The following is a 6,558-nucleotide window of genomic DNA, read 5'->3' as shown; positions in this document are numbered from 1 at the left end:
TTTGCCTAGTACGGTTTACGTAGGTCATGGCACGACTCTTGGAACCAATGCTGTTATAAACCGTACATTCGGAAAAGTAGGTCTTTTAACCACAGCCGGGCATGAAGATATTTCCATCATTATGAGAGCCGGTGCAAAAACTGATGGGCTTAGTGAAGATGAAGTCAAACATCAGGCTACCTGCCGCAAACCTGAGCCGCTTGTACCCCGTCCATTGATTAAAGGCATAGTTGAGCGTATAGACTGCTTCGGCAAAGCAGTAATTCCTTTGGATCTCAAACAGGCAAAGCAGGCAATTGATGAGCTGGCGGCGGAAGGTTGTGAGGCTATAGCCATATGTCTGTTATGGTCTTTTACGAATTCGGAACATGAAATTGCGTTAAAAAAGCTGGTAGAGGAGAATTATCCGGATATTTATTTGGCGGTATCTCATGAAATATCTCCCAAACTCAGAGAATATGCCCGTACAATGACTGTTATTATTGATGCCTGTATAGGAAAGCTGACACGCGAATATATTGATTCATTAAACCAGGAGCTGAAGAATTCCGGGTTAAAGCAGGATATTTCCATTATGCATGCTTACGGCGGTGTAACAAGCTGGGAGACTGCAAGACCTGTTTCAACCATTGAATCCGGTCCTGTTGGTGGTGTTGTCGGTAGCAAATTCTTAGGTAATGTTCTTGGGGAAAAAAACATAATAACAACAGATGTTGGTGGCACCAGTTTTGACGTAAGCGTTCTGGCAGACGGTGAATGGTCTTTCAAGAAAGAGCCCATCATGATGCGCTTTCGTGTAACTATCCCGATTATCAACATCACATGTATCGGAGCAGCAGGCGGAACAATCTCAAGAATCGATCCGGTTACTGGCGGCTTAAAAGTTGGTCCCGACAGTGCCGGTTCCACCCCAGGCCCTGTTTGCTATGAACGTGGAGGCACAGAACCCACAGTGACCGATGTTGATGTTGTACTTGGTTATCTGAATCCGGGTTATTTTTTCGGCGGTAAGCTTACCATAAATAAAGATAAAGCTTACAAGGCGATCAAAGAAAAAATAGCCGATCCTCTTTGCATGGATGTGGTTCAGGCTGCTGCCGGTATATATGACATTATCAATTCTTTTATGGCAGACAACTTAAGGCAGTCGGTAATTGACAAAGGCCATGATCCGAGAGATTTCGTACTTCTTTCATATGGCGGCAACGGGCCTATGCACTGCGCATCTTTTTCAAAAGATTTGGGCGTTAAAAAGGTTGTAATTCCTCCTCAGTCTTCGGTATTTTCGGCATTCGGCATTGCCTGTTCGGATGTAATTCATGTTTACACCCAGACCGATGTTAATATCATGCCTGCTGATCCGGTGCACCTGAATGCGGTTTTTGAAAGCATGGAAAAAAAAGCTATTGAAGATATGGCTCTTGAAGGCATAGCAGCAGCCGATGTTGAGCTTCACCGCGAGCTTGATATGAGATATAACAGGCAGGTTCACGAAGTCAATATCCCTGTTCCGACCAAAAAGCTTAATGCCGAGGATGTCCGGCAGACTATGAATGATTGGGAAGGCAGATATGAGCAAATTTACGGCAAGGGTTCCGGATTCCGTGAAGCGGGTATGCAGGTTGTAACTTTCAGGTTAAATGCAGTAAGTAAACTTCTTAAACCTTCCCTTGAAAAGGCTTCCTATGAGCCTGTAGCCGATTCTTCACCGGCTGTTAAAGGGACAAGACCGGCCTTTTTCAGAAAATACAATGATTATGCAGAAACCAACATCTACGATTCCAGAAAGTTGAAATACGGCAACAAGATAGAAGGCCCGGCCATTATCGAAACACCAAGCACCACCATGGTCATCCTCCCCGATCAAAAGGCGGAGGTCGATGCATACATGAACGTGGTTATCGTAAAACTTTAATTTTTGACCGTAGAGGAGGAATATATATGAGTACAGATAGTTGTGATTTCAAGATAGATCCTATCACCTATGAGGTTATTAAGCACAGTATCTGGCAGACCTTGTGGGAGGGACGTTCCACTATGGAGAAGGTTTCAGGCTCGGTGGTGGTAACAGAGGCAAAAGAGGTTCTTTTCAGTCTGCATCAGCCCAACGGTGAGACGATAGTAAGTTCAGCCGGTTTGTTGCTGCACATAAGCGGTGTGGAAAAACAAATTGGAAAAGTTATAGAATGGTACAGCGAAAATCCCGGCATAAACGATGGCGATGTTTTCATGTTTAACGACCCGTACATCGGAGGAATGCATGCTCCGGACCAGTCCTGTTTTTGCCCTGTGTATTATGAAGGCAGGTTGATCTGCTGGCTTTCCGCCCTGTTTCATACAGGTGAAGTAGGAGCTATAGAGCCCGGAGGGATGTGCCCGAGCGCCTTGGAAATATTTCACGAGGGAATCAGAATTCCCGGTTTGAAACTCATGGATAAAGGTGTTGAGCGCAAAGATACATATATGCTTCTTCAAAGAGCCGTTCGTGATCCGGGAGGAATAACACTTGATTGCCGTGCCCGTGTTGCAGGTTTAAACGTGGGCAAGGAAAGGATATTAAAATTATTTAAAAAATATGGCGAAGAAGACATGCAGTCCATATTTGTGCAGATGATCGATGATACAAGAGCTTATGCCAAGGCCAAACTGAAAGAACTTCCCGATGGCGTCTGGCGGGATGTATCCTATATAGATCATGACGGCAAAAACTACAATCTGGCTAAAATTGTCACGACCATGACCAAAAAAGGAGACAAACTTACTATTGATTTTACCGGTTCCGATCCCCAGAGGCCAGGCCCTACAAATATGATTTACGAATCAGTGAGAGGTGTTGTTTACACTATTTTATGTACCCGGTTGTTTTATATAGAGCAGTGGAACAGGGGTGTTCTGGACGTTGTAGATATTATAGCTCCTGAAGGTAGTATAGAAAATGCAAACTGGCCTGCACCTGTCAGCATGTCGGCTTTCCATGTTTTACAGCTTTGCGCTATATTAAATACTCTGGTTTCGAAAATGATGGTAGGAGTTCCTGAATATTATGGCGATCAGAATGCCTGTTCACCCCCCAATTCTGCGGTTATAGCCTGGGGCGGTCCCAATCAGTATGGACTTGTTATGGGGACGGTATTTTTTGATATATTAAGCGGCGGTCAGGGCGCCGGTTCCGGTTTTGACGGTGTTGATTCGGGTTGCTTTCCCGTAACACCTGAAGTTATAGCCGGAGATGTTGAGATGTATGAATCAATCATGCCCTTTATTTATCTTACAAAACGTCAGGCCATGAATTCAGCCGGCGCCGGAAAATACCGCGGCGGCACAGGTATGGAGATTATCTATAAGGTTCATAATACTCCCGGAGTTCAGGTTCTTATTCTTGGCTGGAACAAGGAAACCACAGCTGGTCCAGGACTTTGGGGAGGACATCAGCCGGCTCCTTATAAAAATTACGTTGCCAATAACACCACAAGTGACGCATATCTGGCAAGTGGAAAGGCTATTACTTGTCTTGAAGATATTAAAGCAACCGGAGGCGATCAAAAAGAATGGCCTACCATGGTTTCCGCAACACCTGCTTTCCAGGGTGATATTTACTATTTGTACGGAGTAGGCGCAGGCGGCTATGGAGATCCTCTGGATCGTGAACCTGAAAGAGTTTTAGCCGATATTATTAATCTGATAATATCTCCTGAATACGCAAAAGATATATATGGTGTAATAATTGAAGGTAATAATGAAGGCATAAACAAAGAGGGAACTGAAAAACAAAGAGAACTTCTCAAGGCAAAAAGAAGAGAGCGTGCTGCGACAACATGTAAAGCTCCCGAGCTAAATTGTGCTTCCATTGAAGAAGGTATCATAAGAATTCATGAAAACCTGCAAGTAACCAAAGACAAGAAGATCCAGTGCTTGAAATGCGGCCATGTATTTTGCGGAAATGATCAGAATTACAAAGATCATGCATTAAAAGCCGAGATCAAAGGAAGCGAAATCGGAAAGAATTATCTTCAGACCGATAGATTTCTTGTTTATCATGAATTCTATTGCCCGAGTTGTACTACATTGTTATGCCAGGATGCTCTTCCTCCGGGCACTGCTCCTGTTTGGGATGTGCAAGTTGGTGCTTGATAGAAATACGTTTCTATAATGAAAATAGCATATAGAAGTAAAAAGTGATGTTATGGTGTATAATAATTTTATATAACTATAGGGAGATTGAAAATGAAGAATAAAATGTTGATTGTTTTTGTTCTGTTATTCTTAATTCCTGGGCTATTATTTTTTGTTTCTTGCAGTAAACGCTCAGTAATGAGTGATTCCGTGGAAGTCAAAGATGAACCTGAACCTGAACAAGAAATGAACACTGATGAGCCTTCTGCGGATATTGATGTTGAAACTTTTCCGGATGAGCAGACTTATATCAAACCCAAGGGACCTTCCCTAGATGAAAAAATGTCTATGAGTACAACAGAAGCAATGAAATTTGTTAATGAGGATGTTCTTTTTGATTTTGACAGCTCGGTTCTTAACGGTAATGCTAAGAATATTCTTAAAAAGAAAGCGGTATATCTTGAGAAATATCCAGGTGTGTCTGTAACAATTGAGGGGCATTGTGATGAACGCGGAACTAATGAATATAACCTTGCTCTGGGAGAGAGGCGTGCCCAAAGTGCAAAAACTTTTCTCATCAATCTTGGCATAGCCTCATCACGTTTAAAAATCAACAGCTACGGAGAAGAGAAACCGCTTGATCCTCGTCATAACGAAGATGCCTGGGTTAAGAACAGAAGGGATCATTTCGTTATTGAACCGAAATAGCAACTTCATTCCCCGCTGCTTGCGGCGGGGAATCTTCAATTTATTTTTACCATCGGAAAAAATCTATCCTAATATTAATTGTATTAGCTTTGACATCAAAGGCTTTCTTAGTATAAAATTGCCATAAACTTTTTAGAAAAAGATAAAAAACAAAACCCCATATAAAAACAAGGGAGGAAACGATCATGGTTCAGAAACCCACTGAAAAAGAAGAAGAGTATTTTGCCAGAATGGAGTTTGAAAGAAAAAAGAAAATTGAAGACGAAAAACACAAAAAACTCGCTGGAAAGGATAAAGAAAGACTTAAAGAACTTCATTTTATGAGATGCCCCAAATGCGGCATGGAGCTTTTAGAGATTAGTTACAAATCAATCAAGATCGATAAATGCTCAGAATGTGACGGAATCTGGCTGGATGCCGGAGAATTGGAAACGGTTTCCAAGTTTGAAAAAACAGGCATGGATAAATTGTTCAGCGTATTTAAGAAGTAAATGTGGCTAAAATATGTTTCCGGCATTCCCGCATAACTCACAAATACAAACATAAAAACCATCTACGGAAGTCATTTTAGCTGAGTTATTAAATTGCTATAGGAAAATATCACAGTTACGGGTTATGTAATTAGTCGCGAATTTTTGGGAGGGTGGATCAGGTTTCCCAAATTGTAATCTATGCTTCGTAACCCGTAACAGCCGTTCAGTAAGAGAAAACTCTCAGAGTAGCAATAACTTATGATACGGATATAAAATACCGTATAGACATGCTGCTTCCGGCAGAGATGGCAAAAAAAGCGGAAGAACCTGGTGTTTAAAAAAGCTACAAGCGGTGCAGAATTATTTACAGGCAACAATCTCATTATTATGGCATTGGCAAGCGGCAAAATATCTTTAAAACAGTAATTAAGAAACTGGACTATAGTCTATCTTGGGAATTTTACAGGTTCTATTTTAACCGCAATAATTATGCTTTTCACCCATCAATTCATGTTCGGCAAAGGTTCAATCGGACTTAATGCTTTTAAATACAGCAACGGCAAAATGCAATCTTGGCTTTATAGAAGCTTTATTTCTGGGAATTATGTGTAACACTCTGGTATGTCTTGCCATATGGATGTGTTTCAGCGCAAAAACTACTACGGATAAAATATTATCCATAATTATTCCAATAACTGATTTTGTAGCTTCAGGTTTTGAGCACAGTGTGGCAAACATGTATTTTATTCCCATAGGCATTTTCATAAAATCTTATGCACAGCCTCTTTTGTGGGAAAATATCGGCAAAACCGCAGGTGACTATGTTGCCCTGACATGGGATAATTTCTTCTTTGCAAATCTACTTCCTGTAACAATAGGAAATGTTATAGGAGGATTGGTAATGGTAGGGCTGATATACTGGTTTATATATAATAGGAAACCCAACAGCAGAGACTGTGGGGTATTAACAACTTAAATCAAAAGAGGAGACAGCAGAACAGCTCGCACTAAAGGCAAAAAGAGACCTCGACAGGATAAAGATAGAGGCGGAGCAGACGATCACAGCAGCAAAGGCAGAGGCAGAGTCCCTGAGACTGCAAAAGGCAAATATTTCGCCGGACCTTATAGAGCTTAGAAAGATAGAGGCCAATCTCAGGGCTATAGATAAATGGAATGGGATCCTCCCGCAGGTTACAGGCGGCGGGGCAGTGCCATTTATAGGTGTGGGAGATATACAAAAGAGATAAACGAATAGTAATAAGAA

The 6,558-nt window shown here is 41.7% G+C and carries 6 protein-coding genes; all 6 read left to right on the top strand.

Annotated features, from left to right (window positions below; translation table 11 throughout):
• A partial coding sequence (locus tag KKC46_10800) for a hydantoinase/oxoprolinase family protein (GenBank protein MBU1054306.1) occupies positions 1-1,915 on the top strand: 1,915 nt, incomplete at its 5' end.
• Between the two features lie 26 nt (positions 1,916-1,941).
• Complete coding sequence (locus KKC46_10795) at positions 1,942-4,131, top strand: hydantoinase B/oxoprolinase family protein (GenBank protein MBU1054305.1); 2,190 nt, start codon at positions 1,942-1,944, stop codon at positions 4,129-4,131.
• Positions 4,132-4,311: 180 nt separating this feature from the next.
• The gene (gene pal, locus KKC46_10790) at positions 4,312-4,821 is read left to right on the top strand and encodes a peptidoglycan-associated lipoprotein Pal (protein MBU1054304.1); all 510 of its coding nucleotides are present in this window, start codon (positions 4,312-4,314) and stop codon (positions 4,819-4,821) included.
• A 185-nt stretch (positions 4,822-5,006) separates the two neighbouring features.
• Positions 5,007-5,312 carry a zf-TFIIB domain-containing protein gene (locus tag KKC46_10785; GenBank protein MBU1054303.1) on the top strand — a complete coding sequence of 102 codons (306 nt, stop codon included), beginning with the start codon at positions 5,007-5,009 and terminating at the stop codon, positions 5,310-5,312.
• A 312-nt stretch (positions 5,313-5,624) separates the two neighbouring features.
• Positions 5,625-5,720 (top strand): formate/nitrite transporter family protein, encoded by a 96-nt coding sequence (locus KKC46_10780; protein MBU1054302.1) that lies wholly within the window; start codon positions 5,625-5,627, stop codon positions 5,718-5,720.
• A gap of 112 nt (positions 5,721-5,832) precedes the next feature.
• A complete protein-coding gene (locus KKC46_10775) occupies positions 5,833-6,270 on the top strand; it encodes a formate/nitrite transporter family protein (protein MBU1054301.1) in 438 nt (145 codons plus the stop codon).
• The last annotated feature ends 288 nt before the right edge of the window (positions 6,271-6,558 follow it).

The sequence above is a fragment of the Pseudomonadota bacterium genome, from assembly GCA_018817425.1.
In the GTDB taxonomy this organism is placed as follows: domain Bacteria; phylum Desulfobacterota; class Desulfobacteria; order Desulfobacterales; family RPRI01; genus RPRI01.
Note: the sequence above shows the minus strand (reverse complement) of the source record. Positions and strands in the feature narration are given on the sequence as shown.